At 69.2% G+C, this 13,302-nt stretch carries 15 protein-coding genes and 2 pseudogenes; 8 read left to right on the top strand and 9 right to left on the bottom strand.

The genetic code is table 11. From position 1 onward, the window contains the following. A pseudogene (locus AC27VN_RS17195) lies at positions 1-270 on the top strand (hypothetical protein); the annotation flags it as partial. 3 nt (positions 271-273) lie between these two features. On the opposite strand, the gene ruvA reads toward AC27VN_RS17195, so the two are convergent. Beyond that, positions 274-846, bottom strand: a complete 573-nt coding sequence (ruvA, locus tag AC27VN_RS17190; RefSeq protein WP_093348037.1) for a Holliday junction branch migration protein RuvA — start codon at positions 844-846, stop codon at positions 274-276. 103 nt (positions 847-949) lie between these two features. On the opposite strand from ruvA, the gene AC27VN_RS17185 reads away from it, so the two are divergent. From AC27VN_RS17185 to AC27VN_RS17175, 3 genes are read left to right on the top strand one after another with little or no spacing between them, the layout of a single operon-like run. Then, positions 950-1,903 carry a PhoH family protein gene (locus AC27VN_RS17185; protein ID WP_296782979.1) on the top strand — a complete coding sequence of 318 codons (954 nt, stop codon included), beginning with the start codon at positions 950-952 and terminating at the stop codon, positions 1,901-1,903. Position 1,904: 1 nt separating this feature from the next. Then, positions 1,905-2,363, top strand: coding sequence for an rRNA maturation RNase YbeY (ybeY, locus tag AC27VN_RS17180; protein WP_093348042.1), 459 nt, complete (start codon positions 1,905-1,907; stop codon positions 2,361-2,363). A 13-nt stretch (positions 2,364-2,376) separates the two neighbouring features. Further along, positions 2,377-2,970, top strand: coding sequence for a class I SAM-dependent methyltransferase (locus tag AC27VN_RS17175; protein ID WP_490877301.1), 594 nt, complete (start codon positions 2,377-2,379; stop codon positions 2,968-2,970). Positions 2,971-2,987: 17 nt separating this feature from the next. On the opposite strand, the gene dtd is transcribed toward AC27VN_RS17175, so the two are convergent. Both dtd and AC27VN_RS17165 read right to left on the bottom strand, forming a co-directional pair. Next, complete coding sequence (gene dtd / locus AC27VN_RS17170) at positions 2,988-3,428, bottom strand: D-aminoacyl-tRNA deacylase (RefSeq protein WP_490877300.1); 441 nt, start codon at positions 3,426-3,428, stop codon at positions 2,988-2,990. After that, on the bottom strand, positions 3,425-4,354 hold the full coding sequence (locus tag AC27VN_RS17165; RefSeq protein ID WP_490877299.1) for a cation diffusion facilitator family transporter: 930 nt from the start codon (positions 4,352-4,354) through the stop codon (positions 3,425-3,427). The genes dtd and AC27VN_RS17165 overlap by 4 nt, the downstream gene beginning before the upstream one ends. 147 nt (positions 4,355-4,501) lie before the next feature. Between AC27VN_RS17165 and AC27VN_RS17160 the strand changes: the two genes are divergently transcribed. Next, positions 4,502-5,029 carry a FecR family protein gene (locus AC27VN_RS17160; protein ID WP_490877298.1) on the top strand — a complete coding sequence of 176 codons (528 nt, stop codon included), beginning with the start codon at positions 4,502-4,504 and terminating at the stop codon, positions 5,027-5,029. Next, positions 5,026-5,658, top strand: coding sequence for an OmpA family protein (locus AC27VN_RS17155; protein ID WP_398501380.1), 633 nt, complete (start codon positions 5,026-5,028; stop codon positions 5,656-5,658). Before AC27VN_RS17160 ends, AC27VN_RS17155 begins: the two co-directional genes overlap by 4 nt. Positions 5,659-5,722: 64 nt before the next feature. On the opposite strand, the gene tyrS is transcribed toward AC27VN_RS17155, so the two are convergent. Beyond that, positions 5,723-6,955 (bottom strand): tyrosine--tRNA ligase, encoded by a 1,233-nt coding sequence (gene tyrS, locus AC27VN_RS17150; RefSeq protein ID WP_093348051.1) that lies wholly within the window; start codon positions 6,953-6,955, stop codon positions 5,723-5,725. Between the two features lie 159 nt (positions 6,956-7,114). On the opposite strand from tyrS, the gene AC27VN_RS17145 reads away from it, so the two are divergent. Continuing rightward, complete coding sequence (locus tag AC27VN_RS17145) at positions 7,115-8,464, top strand: peptidoglycan DD-metalloendopeptidase family protein (protein WP_490877297.1); 1,350 nt, start codon at positions 7,115-7,117, stop codon at positions 8,462-8,464. A 61-nt stretch (positions 8,465-8,525) separates the two neighbouring features. Then, entirely contained in the window at positions 8,526-9,656 is a 1,131-nt protein-coding gene (locus tag AC27VN_RS17140; protein ID WP_490877296.1) for an anhydro-N-acetylmuramic acid kinase, read from the top strand. Position 9,657: 1 nt separating this feature from the next. On the opposite strand, the gene mdtD is transcribed toward AC27VN_RS17140, so the two are convergent. From mdtD to AC27VN_RS17115, 5 genes and pseudogenes are all read right to left on the bottom strand, one after another. Continuing rightward, on the bottom strand, positions 9,658-11,100 hold the full coding sequence (gene mdtD / locus AC27VN_RS17135; RefSeq protein ID WP_093348058.1) for a multidrug transporter subunit MdtD: 1,443 nt from the start codon (positions 11,098-11,100) through the stop codon (positions 9,658-9,660). A gap of 88 nt (positions 11,101-11,188) precedes the next feature. Beyond that, on the bottom strand, positions 11,189-11,554 hold the full coding sequence (gene erpA / locus AC27VN_RS17130; RefSeq protein WP_093348061.1) for an iron-sulfur cluster insertion protein ErpA: 366 nt from the start codon (positions 11,552-11,554) through the stop codon (positions 11,189-11,191). A 202-nt stretch (positions 11,555-11,756) separates the two neighbouring features. Beyond that, positions 11,757-12,149 carry a 30S ribosomal protein S9 gene (rpsI, locus tag AC27VN_RS17125; protein ID WP_093348063.1) on the bottom strand — a complete coding sequence of 131 codons (393 nt, stop codon included), beginning with the start codon at positions 12,147-12,149 and terminating at the stop codon, positions 11,757-11,759. A 12-nt stretch (positions 12,150-12,161) separates the two neighbouring features. Beyond that, the gene (rplM, locus tag AC27VN_RS17120; protein ID WP_057590758.1) at positions 12,162-12,590 is read right to left on the bottom strand and encodes a 50S ribosomal protein L13; all 429 of its coding nucleotides are present in this window, start codon (positions 12,588-12,590) and stop codon (positions 12,162-12,164) included. 203 nt (positions 12,591-12,793) lie between these two features. After that, positions 12,794-13,302 (bottom strand): annotated as a pseudogene (locus tag AC27VN_RS17115) (S1 family peptidase); the annotation flags it as partial.

Genomic DNA, 13,302 nt, shown 5'->3' with positions numbered 1-13,302 from the left:
CAGCGGCTCGCGCCCGGCACGCTCGAAGGCTACGAGCCGATGGGATACGGCTACCAGTGGTGGACCTTCCCGCGCGGCGCGCAGGCGCTGCCCGAGCTCGACGGCGGCCTGTTCGCCGCGCTCGGCATCTTCGGGCAGCAGCTCTACATCCATCCGAAGGAGCAGCTCGTGGTCGCGATCCACAGCGCCTGGCCGCAACCGGTGCACGGGCCGAGCCTGGTCGAGACGCACGCGCTGCTGGGCGCGCTGGTGGGCGCCCTGCGCGCCTAGGCCCTATTTCGCCAGCGCCTTCAGCGCCAGCTTGATGCCGTCGCTCACGCTCACGTCCTTCGGCAGTGCCTTGAGCGCGGCGGCCGCTTCCTTGTCGCTGTAGCCCAGCGCCACCAGCGCCTGCAGGATGTCGGCCTGGGCATCGGAGGCGGCATGCGCGGGCAGCCCGATGTCGGCCCCGAGCTTGCCCTTGAGCTCGAGCAGGAGGCGCTCGGCGATCTTCTTGCCGATGCCGGGCACCTTCACCAACCGGCCGGCCTCCTGCAGGGTGACGGCCTGCGAGAGCTCGCCCACGCTCATGCCCGAGAGCACGCCCAGCGCGGTGCGCGGGCCCACGCCCGAGATCTTGATGAGCTGGCGGAAGGCGGCGCGCTCCTCGGCGCTGCCGAAGCCGTAGAGAATCTGCGCGTCCTCGCGCACGATGAAGTGCGTGAGCAGCGAGATCTTGGCGCCGACGCCGGGCAGGTTGTAGAAGGTGCTCATCGGCACGTCGACCTCGTAGCCGACGCCGTTGCAGTCGATCACCACCTGCGGCGGATTGCGTTCGGCAAGTATCCCGGTGAGTTTGCCTATCATTGGCGCCCCCCCGACGCTTGCGGCGCTTCCCGCCTTGGGTTGCATTTTCTGGAGCAGGGCCGGTCTTGCATGGGCTACCAATAAAGATGGAAATGGAAACCGCGTGATTCTGCGACACACCTTCGCTCCGCCCAACAACACGCGCCTGGGCCACCTGTGCGGCCCGCTCGACGCCCACCTGCGCCGCATCGAGGAGGCGCTCGCGGTGAAGATCGCGCACCGCCACGAGCAGTTCAAGATCGACGGCCCCAAGGTCAACGCCCAGCGCGCGATGGACGTGCTGCAGGCGCTCTACGAGATCGCCCAGCGGCCGATCGACGCGGCGGTGGTGCAGCTCACGCTGGCCGGCGACGGCTCGATGGACGAGGACGTGGACGGCGCGGTCACGCTCGCCACCCGGCGCGCCGACCTGCGCGCGCGCACGCCGACCCAGAGCCTGTACCTCGACAACATCGCCAAGCACGACATCACCTTCGGCATCGGCCCGGCCGGCACCGGCAAGACCTACCTCGCGGTGGCCTGCGCGGTCGATGCGCTCGAGCGCAGCGCGGTGCAGCGCATCGTGCTCACGCGCCCGGCGGTCGAGGCCGGCGAACGCCTGGGCTTCCTGCCCGGCGACCTGACGCAGAAGGTCGACCCCTACCTGCGGCCGCTGTACGACGCGCTCTACGACCTGATGGGCTTCGAGAAGGTGCAGAAGGCCTTCGAGCGCAACGCGCTGGAGATCGCGCCGCTGGCCTTCATGCGCGGGCGCACGCTCAACAACGCCTTCGTGATCCTCGACGAGGCGCAGAACACCACGCCCGAGCAGATGAAGATGTTCCTCACGCGCATCGGCTTCGGCGCCAAGGCGGTGGTGACGGGCGACGTGAGCCAAATCGACCTGCCCAAGCAGCAGCTCAGCGGCCTGATCGACGCCGAGCGCGTGCTGCGGCGCGTGAACGGCATCGCGATCACGCATTTCACGAGCGCCGACGTGGTGCGCCATCCGCTGGTGGCGCGCATCGTCGACGCCTACGACGGCCAGCGCAAGCGCGCCGGCGCGGGCGGGCACTGAGATGGCGCTGGCCGCCCTCACCCTGTCGCTGCAGTTCGGACGCTTCAAGGGCGTGGAACGGCACCGCGCCGCGCTGCCGCGCCACGGCGTGACGCGCTGGATCCGCCATGCGCTCGATGCCGACGCCGAGATCACGGTGCGCATCGTCGATGCCGACGAGGGCCAGCAGCTGAACCGCGAATTCCGCGGCAAGGACTACGCGACCAACGTGCTGACCTTCGACTATGCGCAGGCGCCCGTGGTCATGGCCGACCTGGTGCTGTGCGCGCCCGTGGTGGCGCGCGAGGCGAAGGAGCAGCGCAAGACGCTGGCCGCGCACTATGCGCACCTGCTGGTGCACGGCACGCTGCACGCGCAGGGCTGGGACCACGAGACCGGCGAGGAAGACGCCGAGGCGATGGAAGCGCGCGAGATCGAGATCCTCGCGGGGCTGGGCATCCGCGATCCCTACAACCGCTGAGACCCGCGCACCGATGACCATGGATGACACCGACCCGTGGCTCGTGCGCTGGCTGCCGCTGCTGGCCGAATGCGCGGGCGCCGACCCGGTGCTTGAACTGGGCTGCGGCGACGGACGCGACAGCGCCACGCTGGCGGCCGCGGGACTGCGCGTGGAGGCGATCGAGCTGTCGGCACGGGCGGCGGATGCCGCGCGCGAGCGGCGCCTGGCGGGCGTGCGCGTGCACGACCAGGATTTCCGCGCGCCCTTTCCGCTGGCCGAGGGGCAGCGCATCGGCGTCGTGCTCGCGAGCCTGTCGCTGCACTACTTCGAATGGGCGCAGACGCTGGAACTGGTCGAGCGCATCCATGCGCTGCTGCGGCCCGGCGGCGTGCTGCTGTGCCGGCTCAACTCGGTCAATGACCGGCACTACGGCGGCCGCGGCCCGGGGCGCGCGGACGAGGACAACCTCTACCTCGTCGATGGCGCGCCGAAGCGCTTCTTCGAGCGCGGCACGGTGCAGCGGCTGTTCGCGCGCGGCTGGCGCATCGCGCAGCTCGAGGAGCTGAGCATAGCCCGCTACGAGCACCCGAAGGTGGCGTGGGAAGCGCTGCTGCGGCGCGACTGAACCAGGGGGCGCCGCCCTCAGCTCATCTGCAGCGGAATCGTGACCGGCCCGTCGTTGAGCAGGTGCACCTGCATGTCGGCGCCGAACTCGCCCGTGGCCACCACGGGATGCGCGGCGCGCGCCTGGGCGACGAAGTAGTCATAGAGCCGGCGGCCCTCGTCGGGCGGCGCCGCGAGCGTGAAGCTCGGACGGTTGCCGCCGCTCACGTCGGCCGCGAGCGTGAACTGGCTCACCACCAGCAGGCCGCCGCCGATGTCCTGCACGCTGCGGTTCATCTTGCCGGCCTCGTCGGAAAAGATGCGCAGCTTGAGCATCTTGGCGAGCATGCGCTCGGCCGCGGCATCGGTGTCGCCGCGCTCGGCGCACAGCAGCACGAGCAGGCCGGCGCCGATCTCGCCGACGGTGCGGCCCGCGATGTCGACGCGCGCCTGCGCCACGCGCTGGAGCACTGCTTTCATGGATGGGATTCCTCGGGGGTATCTGACGGAAGCCGGGTGGCGCGGGCTTCCATGCCCAGCGGCAGCAGCTGGATGGTCACGCGCAGGCCGGGCACCGCGTCCATCAGGGCCTGCTCGAGCGCGTCGCGCAGGGCGGCGGCGCGCTCCAGGGTCCAGTCGCCGGGCACATGCATGTGCAGGTCGGCGAAGCGGCGCTGGCCGGCGCTGCGCGTGAAGATGTCGTCGAAGCGCAGCCGGCCGCCCTCGGGCACGCCGGCGGCGAAGCGCTCGAGCGTGGCGCGCAGCAGCGCCTGGGTCTCGGGCTCGAGCGCCTGGTCCATCAGGCCCTGCGAGGAGCGCCAGACCAGCTTCGCGCCCTCGCGCGCGATGTTCAGCGCCACGCCGATGGCCAGCAGCGGGTCGAGCCAGAGCCAGCCGGTGAAATGCACGGCGACGATGCCCACCAGCACCGCGGCCGAGGTCCAGACGTCGGCCATCAGGTGGCGCGCGTCGGCCTCGAGCGCGATCGAGCGGCGGGCCTGGGCGGCGCGGAACAGCAGCCACGCGAGCCCGGCGTTCAGGCCCGAGCTGACGATCGACAGCGCGAGGCCCCAGCCGAGCTGCTCGAGCGGCTGCGGCGCCAGCAGCCGCTGCACCGAGACCCAGAAGATGGCGACGGCCGCGCCCACGATGAGGATGCCCTCGAAGCCCGAGGAGAAGTACTCGGCCTTGTGGTGGCCATAGGGATGGCCCTCGTCGGCGGGGCGCTCCGCGATCGTCACCATGGCCAGCGCGAAGGTGGCGCTGGCCAGGTTGACGAAGGACTCCATGGCGTCCGAGATCAGGCCCATCGAATGGGTGATGTAGCCCGCGAGGCTCTTGAGCACGATCGTGACCAGCGCCACCGCGATGGACGCCCGCAACAGGGTCTTGGGGGTGAGATTCATGCGAGCGTGGAGGGTGATGACGGCGACAGGCGACAGGAAAAACGGTAAAAGGCCGCAGTTAGCCACCGAATTATCATGTTCGTGTCCAGGTGTAACGCCTTCGCATTAATAATTGTGTCCGCCCCGAAACAGTTCGCGGAAAACCCGATGATGCACAAGAAATTCCTCCTGCCCCTGCTGGGCTGCGCGCTGCTTGGCGCTGCGGCGATCTCGCAGGCGCAGACCGCCCCGAGCACCCCGGCCGCCGCGCCGGTCCCCACTGCGGCCGCTCCCGCCGCGACCGCCCCCGAGCGCCAGGCCGGCTTCGTGAAGTCGGTGCGCGGCGACGTCAAGCTGCTGAGCGCCGCCGCCACCGCCCGCAACGCCGTGCCCGGCGACGCCCTGGCCTCGGTCGACCGGATCGTGACCGGCCCCGACTCCTCGGCCGCGGTCGTGCTGCGCGACGACACCACGCTGGTGGTCGGCCCCTCCTCGCGGCTCGACCTCAAGCAGTTCCACTTCGACGCCACCACCCACGAAGGCGGGCTGCTGGTTTCGCTGCTGCGCGGCTCGATGCGCATGATCACCGGCCTGATCGGCAAGACCAACCCCGACGCGGTGCGCGTCGAGACGCAGACGGCGACCATCGGCATCCGCGGCACCGACTTCATCGTCCAGACCGACGGCCAGCCATGATGCGTTCCGGTTCCAGTTCCCTCATTTCCTCCCGCCTGCGCTTCCTCGGTGCCGCGTTGCTGGTCGCGCTGCTCGCGGCCTGTTCCTCGCCCGCCACCCGCGTGGTGCTGCTGCCGCAGGCAGATGGCTCCGCCTCGGCGGTGGTGGTGCGCGCCAAGAACGGCGAGGAGGTGCTCTCGCAGCCCTACCAGCGCGCCACGGCCAAGCAGGGCGCCTCGGGCGCGCCGGTGGTCGACGCCGCCGATGCGGCCAAGGTGCAGGCCGAGAACAAGCCGCTGTTCGACATGCGCCCGCCGCCGTCGCAGCGCTACACGGTGTACTTCGAGCTCGGCACCATCACGCTGACGGCCGCCTCGCAGAAGATCATGGAAGAGGCGCTGGCCGCCGCGCAGGCGCGCCCGGGCGGCGACATCGTCGTGGTCGGCCACACCGACACCAAGGGCACGCTGCAGAACAACGACGCCCTCTCGCGCCGCCGCGCGCAGGAAGTGGCCCAGCTCTTCATCGAGCGCCGCTTCCCGGCCAACCGCATCGAGGCCGCGGGCCGCGGCGAACGCGAACTGGCGGTGCCGACGGCCGACGAGGTCGACGAGCCGCGCAACCGGCGCGTGACGATCGAAGTGCGCTGAGGCGCGCCCCTCGCGCAAAAAAGGCCGGGATCGACCCGGCCTTTTTTGTTTGGAAGCACCCGGCTCAGGACAAGGTCACGCGCGCGAACTTGCGCTTGCCGACCTGCACCACGTAGCTGCCGGCCGGCAGCTTGAGCCCCTTGTCGCTGACCACCGCGCCGTCGATGCGCACGCCGCCGCCATCGATCAGGCGGTTGCCCTCGCCGGACGAGGCCGCGAGGTTGGCCTGCTTGAGCAGCTGGCCGATGCCCAGCGGGGCGCCGGCCAAAGTCACTTCGGGGATCTCGTCGGGCACGCCGCCCTTGCTGCGGTTGACGAAATCCTGCTCGGCCGCCTCGGCCGCCGCCGGGCTGTGGAAGCGCGCCGTGATCTCCTTGGCGAGCGCGACCTTGGCGTCCTTCGGGTTGCGGCCGCCCTCGATCTCGGCCTTGAGCGCCGCGATCTCCTCGAGCGAACGGAAGCTCAGCAGCGTATACCAGCGCCACATCAGGTCGTCGGAAATCGACAGCACCTTGGCGTACATGGTGTTGGCGTCTTCGCTGATACCGATGTAGTTGTTCTTGCTCTTGGACATCTTCTCGACGCCATCGAGCCCTTCCAGCAGCGGCATAGTGAGTATGCACTGCGGTTCCTGGCCATATTCCTGCTGCAGATGCCGGCCCACGAGCAGGTTGAACTTCTGGTCGGTGCCGCCGAGCTCGAGGTCGCTCTTGAGCGCTACCGAGTCGTAGCCCTGCATCAGCGGGTAGAGGAACTCGTGCACCGAGATCGACTGGCCGGCCTTGAAGCGCTTGTTGAAGTCGTCGCGCTCCATCATCCGCGCCACCGTGTACTTGGCGGCCAGCTGGATCATGCCGCGCGCGCCCAGCGGGTCGCTCCATTCGGAGTTGTAGCGGATCTCGGTCTTCTCGGGATCGAGCACCAGGCTGGCCTGCTTGTAGTAGGTCTGGGCGTTGGCCTCGATCTGCTCGCGCGTGAGCGGCGGACGCGTGCTGTTGCGGCCCGAGGGGTCGCCGATGGTGGTGGTGAAGTCGCCGATCAGGAAGATCACGCGGTGCCCCAGGTCCTGGAGCTGGCGCATCTTGTTGAGCACCACCGTGTGGCCGATGTGGATGTCGGGCGCGGTCGGGTCCAGCCCGAGCTTGATGCGCAGCGGGGTGCCGCTGGCTTCGGAGCGTTGCAGCTTGCGGACCCACTCGTCCTGGGGGAGCAGTTCGTCAGCCCCCCGGAGGGAGATTTCGAGCGCGCGTCCTACACTATTTGAAAGGTCCATGGATGTAACAGATTCGGCGTTCATGGGCTTTTTTTGGCTGACTTTTGGAGTGCGGAAGCTATACTCGCCCGACTTTTTCAAGCGCCGGATTCTAAGCGGCGCTTTTTCCGCACCGTCCTGCCGCCCTGACCGCTCTGGGCTCTGCAGCGCGGATCTGCAGAAACCTGAGCTGGAATTCATAGTTTGATCAACGGCATTCTTGCCGCCGAGGAGCTTCTCGCTTCTCGCGTGGCTTATATGTTCCGGACCTACCCCAAGCAGATCACCGCGATCATCGCGGCGGCTCTGCTGAGCGCCGGAACCCTCGCCGTGGCTTCGCTCGGACCCGACGCCTCGGACCTCCCGGTCCACCAGGTGCTCGAAGCCACTTCCGCCCCCCTGTCGTTCGCCGAACAGGCCACGTCGCTCGAGGACTTCAGCTTCACGCTGTTCCGCACCGACGTCACCCGCTCGAGCGACACCGCCGAGGCGCTGCTCAAGCGCCTGGGCATCTCCGACCCGGCCGCCAGCGCCTTCGTGCGCGGCAGCGGCGAGGCCCGTTCCGCGCTGTTCGCGCGCGCCGGCCGCACCGTGACCGCCGAGGCCACGCAGGACAACCAGCTCAAGAAGCTCAGCGCACGCTGGATTCCCGACGGCGACGGCGGCTTCAAGCGCTTCGTGATCGAACGCACGCCCGTGGGCTTCGTGGCCCTGACCGAGCGCGACACCCTCACGCCGGGCGCCCGCCTGGCCAGCGGCACCATCCGCAGCTCGCTGTTCGCCGCCACCGACGAAGCGCGCATCCCCGATGGCGTCGCGAGCCAGCTGGCCGACATCTTCGCGGGCGACGTCGACGTGCGCCAACTGCGCAAGGGCGACCGCTTCGCCGTGGTCTACGAGACCTTCGAGGCCGACGGCCAGGCGCTGCGCAGCGGCCGCGTGCTCTCGGCCGAGTTCGAGAACAACGGCAAGATCCACCAGGCCGTGTGGTTCCAGCCGCCGGGCGCGGGCCAGAAGGGCAGCTACTACCGCCCGAACGGCGACAGCCTGCGCAAGGCCTACCTGGCGACGCCGGTGGAATTCACGCGCGTGTCGAGCGGCTTCGCGATGCGCATGCATCCGATCCTCAACAGCTGGCGCCAGCACAACGGCATCGACTACGCGGCGCCCACCGGCACCGCCGTGCGCACGGTCGGCGACGGCACGGTCGACTTCGCCGGCACGCAGAACGGCTACGGCAACATCGTCATCATCAATCACCGCAACAACCAGCAGACGGCCTATGCGCACCTGAGCCGCATCGACGTCAAGGCCGGCCAGAGCGTGAGCCAGGGCCAGACCGTCGGCGCCGTGGGCTCCACGGGCTGGGCCACCGGTCCGCACCTGCACTTCGAATTCCGGGTCAACGGCGTCTACCAGAACCCGACCTCGATCGCGCAGGAAGGCGGTGCCCCGATCACCGCCGCGATGCGCCCGGCCTTCGAGCGCATCGCCGTCGGCGCGCGCAACGAACTGGCCGCCGCGTTCTCGGTGGTGCAGGCCAGCGCGGACTGAGCGCCGCGCTCCTCCTCTCATATATAGAAGCGCCGGAACGTCCGGCAGCTCCCCCAGCCCCATGGCCACCGGCGATCTCTACATCGGACTGATGTCGGGCACCTCGCTCGATGGCGTGGACGGCGTGCTCGCCGACTTCTCCGACGGCGGGATCTCGGTCACCGGCTACGCCACCGCCCCCTTCCCGGTCGGTCTGCGCGGCGAGCTGATGGCCCTCAACACCCCGGGCGACAACGAACTGCACCGCGCGGCGCTCGCCGGCAACGGGCTGGCGCGCGTCTACGCGGGCGTGGTCGAGCAACTGCTGGCCGATGCCGGCCTCGAACCCGGCGCGGTGCGTGCCGTCGGCGTGCATGGCCAGACCGTGCGCCACCGGCCCGGCGAATTCGACGAGGTCGGCTACACGCTGCAGCTCAACAATCCTTCGCTGCTGGCCGAGCTCTGCGGCATCGACGTGGTAGCCGACTTCCGCAGCCGCGACCTCGCGGCCGGCGGCCAGGGCGCGCCGCTGGTGCCGGCCTTCCACCGGGCGCTGTTCGCCGGGCCCGGCGAGCCGATCGCGGTGCTGAACCTCGGCGGCATCTCGAACCTGAGCCTGCTGCCGGCCAGCGACGCACCCGAGGGCGCGGTGGTGCTGGGCTTCGACTGCGGCCCCGGCAATGCGCTGATGGACCACTGGTGCCAGCGCTACCACGGCCAGCCCTTCGACCTCGACGGCCAGTGGGCCGCGAGCGGCAAGGTGCTGCCCGAACTGCTCGCGCGGCTGCAGGGCGAGCCCTTCTTCGCCAAGGCCCCGCCCAAGAGCACCGGGCGCGACCTGTTCAATCCCGAATGGCTGGCCGCGCACGTGGGCACCGGCGCGGGCGACGCCCCGGTCGACGTGCAGGCGACGCTCGCCGAGCTGACGGCCAGCACCTGCGCCGCCGACCTGCTGCGCTACGGAAAAGAGAGCAAGCTGCTGATCGTCTGCGGCGGCGGCGCGCTCAACGGCCACCTGCTGTCGCGGCTGCGCGCCCTGCTGCCGGGCATTGCCGTGGTGGCCTCGAACGAACGCGGCCTGCCGCCGCAGCAGGTCGAGGCGGCTGCCTTCGCCTGGCTGGCGCGCGCCACGGTGCGGCGCGAGAGCGGCAACCTCGCCAGCGTGACCGGCGCGCGCGGCGCGCGCGTGCTGGGCGCGATCTACCCGGCCTGACTCAGCCCTGGCCCGAGACTTCGGGCTGCGCGGGCCGCGGCGCCCGCACTTCCGCCGGCAGATGCCAGAAGATGAGCGCCGAAGCCACCGTGATCAGGCCCATGCTCGCGAAGGTGGCCTGGAAGGCATCGAGCGTGCGCACCGCGGTGTCGGTGCCGAAGATGCCGTTGTAGCCCGCCAGCACCGCGCCCGCGGCGGCCACACCCATGCTCATCGCGAGCATCTGCACCATCGACAGCAGGCTGTTGCCGCTGCTGGCCATGCTGCCGTCGAGGTCCTTGAGGGTGATGGTGTTCATCGCCGTAAACTGCAGCGAATTGACCGCGCCGAAGAACAGCAGCTGCAGCACATGCAGCGCGACGGGCTGGCCCGGCGCCGTGAGGCCGAAACTGGCCATCGCGAGCCCCACCAGCACCGTGTTGACCACCAGCACCTGGCGGTAGCCGTGGCGCGTGATCAGCGAGGTGGCGAAGCGCTTCATCGCCATGCCGGCCAGCGCCACCGGCAGCATCATCAGGCCCGCGCGCACCGGCGAATAGCCCATCGACACCTGCAGCAGCAGCGGCACCAGGAAGGGCATGCAGCTGCTGCCCAGGCGCGAGAACAGGTTGCCGAGCAGGCCGATGCTCAGGGTCGGCACCTTGAACAGCGAGGGCGCGAACAGCGGCTCGGGCGTGCGCGCCGCGCGCAGCCAGTAGGCCGCCACGCTCGCAAAGCCGAAGACCAGCACCACCATCACGCCGCCCTGGCGCAGGCCGAGCTCGGCCACGCCGTCGAGCGAGAGCGAGATCGCCACCATGCCGAAGGCCAGCAGGCCGTAGCCCACGCCATCGAAGCGCCGCAGCGCGGCGCCGCGCAGGTCGGGCATGAAGCGCAGGGTGGCGATGCAGCCGGCCAGGCCCACCGGCACGTTGATCAGGAAGATCCAGTGCCACGAGGCGTACTGCACCAGCCAGCCGCCCAGCGTGGGCCCGAGCAGCGGCCCGATCAGGCCGGGAATGGCCACGAAGCTCATCGCCTGCAGGAATTCGCCGCGCGGCACGGTGCGCAGCAGCGCCAGCCGCCCCACCGGCAGCAACAGTGCGCCGCCGAGCCCCTGCACCACGCGCGCGGCCACCAGCTGGCCCAGCCCGTGCGAGAGCGCGCACAGCACCGAGCCCAGCGCGAACAGCACGATGGCCGCGAAGAACACGCGCCGGGTGCCGAAGCGGTCGGCGATCCAGCCCGAGGCCGGGATCAGCATCGCCATCGTCAGCGCATAGGCCACCACCACCGACTGCATGCGCAGCGGGCTCTCGCCGAGGCTGGCCGCCATCGCCGGCAGCGCCGTGTTGATGATGGTGGCGTCCAGCGTCTGCATGAAGAAGCCCACCGCCACGAGCCACAGCAGGCTCTTGCGGGCGGGGGCGACGGCGGTGTTGGCTACGGCGGTGTCGGGCGGCATGGGCGGGGATGGAGGCACAAAGCAAAAAGCCGCCCGGAGGCGGCTTGGTGGGGGGATGGTGCGCTGCGGGCAGGCACCATCGGTCGGATCAGGCCGAGAAGCTGGAGCCGCAGCCGCAGGTGCTGGTGGCGTTCGGGTTCTTGATCACGAACTGGGCGCCCTGCAGGTCTTCCTTGTAGTCGATCTCGGCGCCGACCAGGTACTGGTAGCTCATGGCATCGATCAGCAACGACACGCCGTTCTTGGTCATGGTCGTGTCGTCTTCGTTGGTGATCTCGTCGAAAGTGAAGCCGTACTGGAAGCCCGAGCAGCCGCCACCCTGGACGAACACGCGCAGCTTGAGGTCGGGATTGCCTTCTTCGGCGATCAGGTCGGCCACCTTGGCGGCCGCGCTGTCGGTGAAGACGATCGGTTCGGGCATCTGGGTCTGGATGTTTTCGGCAAGGGCGCTCATGAGGGGAAACTCCTGGAGAGGGGCCGGAACATGCGGCCAAGGGAGGGAATGCTACTGCAATGCGGGCTTTGGGGCCGGGGCCACGGGCGGTGCACCCAATGCAAGTGGGGTCGCAACCACAGGAGGGCAAGGCCGGCTCGGCCGGCGATGCCCATGAAAAAACCGCCCGAAGGCGGTTTTCTCGGCAGGCGAAGGCTGGAGATCAGCGCTTCGAGAACTGCTTGCGGCGGCGTGCGGAGTGCAGACCGACCTTCTTACGTTCGACTTCACGCGCATCGCGGGTGACGAAGCCGGCCTGGCTCAGCACCGGCTTGAGGCTCGCGTCGTAGTCGATCAGCGCGCGGGTGATGCCGTGGCGGGTTGCGCCGGCCTGACCCGATTCGCCACCGCCGTGCACGTTCACCATGACGTCGAAGGCTTCGAGGTTGTTCGTCAGCGCCAGCGGTTGCTTGGCGATCATGATCGAGGTCTCGCGGCCGAAGAACGCTTGGATGTCCTTGCCGTTGACCGTGATCTTGCCGGTGCCCTTCTTCAGGAACACGCGAGCGACGCTGGATTTGCGACGGCCGGTGCCGTTGTTCCATTCACCAATCATTCTCAAGGCTCCTTACAGTTCCAGCACTTTGGGCTGTTGGGCGGTGTGCGGATGCTCTGCACCACCGTACACCTTGAGTTTCTTGATCATGGCGTAGCCGAGCGGGCCCTTGGGCAGCATGCCCTTGACGGCCTTCTCCAGCGCGCGGCCGGGGTGCTTCGACTGCATGTCGCGGAAGTTCGTCGCCGTGATGCCGCCCGGGTAACCCGAGTGACGGTAGTACACCTTGTCGATGGACTTGGCGCCGGTGACGCGCAGCTGTGCTGCATTGATGATGACGATGAAGTCACCGGTATCGACGTGAGGCGTATAAATGGCCTTGTGCTTGCCGCGCAGACGGAGGGCAACTTCGCTGGCTACCCGTCCGAGGACCTTGTCGGTCGCGTCAATCACAAACCACTCGTGCTTCACGTCAGCGGGTTTTGCGCTGAACGTGGTCATGAGATTTCTCTTTTCAAAAGAGGGTTTGGCGGGCCCTTTTCCACGGTCGGTTTTCCTCTGGTGGGAATCTCTTAGGTGGTGGAAGTACTTCGCCGCGGGGCCACAAAAACGCTGCGAAGCCCGCGATTATACGAAGAATCGGGGTTGGCGGGCAATTTTCGGGATGGCGGCCCTCTCGAGCCCCCGACGCGCCCGATCCGGGCTCAGCGCCAGACCCGCACCAGCTCCAGCGTCTCGCGCGTCATGCCGAGGTAGACGCGGCGGTATTCGGCCTCGAAACGGACCACCCGGCCCAGGTCGGGCGCGTAGTAGGCCGTCGCCTTGAAGGGCAGCGCCTGCGCGGGCCCGGTGCCCACGAGCGCGAACATCCAGCCCTCGAAGGCGATCTGCTGCACGCTCAGCGCCTCACCATCGACGGTCAGGCGGCTCGTGCCGATCACCGTGGCATCGAGCGCGTAGCGCGCCTTCTCCCCGCTGGAGGACGAGGTGTACTCGCTGCGCCAGCGCATGCCCGGCGTCATCGCGGGCCGGGTCCAGCCGTCGGGCGGCGAGGCCGCGTCGAACAGCCCGCCGGCCGGCGAGGTCACCGACACCAGCTGGCCATCGGCCTTCTCGACCCGTGCGCCCTGGTTGTAATAGACGTTCTCGCCCTCGATCCGGTCGACCCGATAGCGCACGGGCGTCCGCACGCCCGTGAGGCCATCGATCAGCA

The sequence above is a fragment of the Variovorax sp. 20P10.2.4 genome (genome assembly GCF_058244205.1).
Note: the sequence above shows the minus strand (reverse complement) of the source record. Positions and strands in the feature narration are given on the sequence as shown.